The sequence below is a fragment of the Sphingomonas sp. FUKUSWIS1 genome, assembly GCF_000733135.1.
In the GTDB taxonomy this organism is placed as follows: domain Bacteria; phylum Pseudomonadota; class Alphaproteobacteria; order Sphingomonadales; family Sphingomonadaceae; genus Sphingomonas; species Sphingomonas aerolata.
This window is the reverse complement of sequence record NZ_JPJC01000281.1, coordinates 1-606: the sequence shown is the minus strand read 5'-3', so window position 1 is coordinate 606 and position 606 is coordinate 1. Positions and strand designations below refer to the sequence as shown.

The following is a 606-nucleotide window of genomic DNA, read 5'->3' as shown; positions in this document are numbered from 1 at the left end:
GGCGGGACGCTGATCGCGGGATCTGCGCCGACCTATTATGTCGGGAGTGGTGCGGCCGTCATGGCGACCATCTCGCGCGGCCTGTGACCGGTGCGGGCGCGATGATCGGCGCGGGCTCGCCGGCGGCGCATCTGGTCCACGGGATGGGTACCGACATGGCCGCACCGAGCTGGCCGGCAATCACCGCCGAGGAAGCCGCGACCGTGGTCGCGCAGTTCCCGGCCGCCGGTCCGCTCGAGCGCGTGCACTGGCATTCGCCGCGGCCCTTCTCCGCGGCGGCGCTGATCGAGACCGGGCAGGGGATGTTCCTGCTCAAGCGGCATCATCGCCGGATGCGGACGCCCGATCAGCTCGGCGCGGAACACCGGTTCATCGCGCACCTGCGCCCGCACATTGCGGTGCCCGAGATCATGAGGCTCGCCGCCAGCGATAGCGGCGCGCTGGCCCGCGGCGACTGGACCTATGAACTGCATCGCAAGGCCCCCGGCGTCGACCTGTATCGCGACCGGCCGTCCTGGACGCCGTTCCTGTCGCTGGCGCAGGCGCGGGCGGCGGGCGTTGCGCTGGCGCGGCTGCACCGCGCGTCGCAGGGGTTCGACGCGCCCG

1 protein-coding gene is annotated in these 606 nt (G+C 72.9%); it reads left to right on the top strand.

Features of this window, described 5'->3' with window-relative positions; all coding sequences use genetic code 11:
* Positions 1-101 precede the first annotated feature (101 nt).
* Positions 102-606 (top strand): phosphotransferase (locus sphsw_RS17795; protein WP_042467786.1); only part of this gene is annotated, 505 nt, incomplete at its 3' end.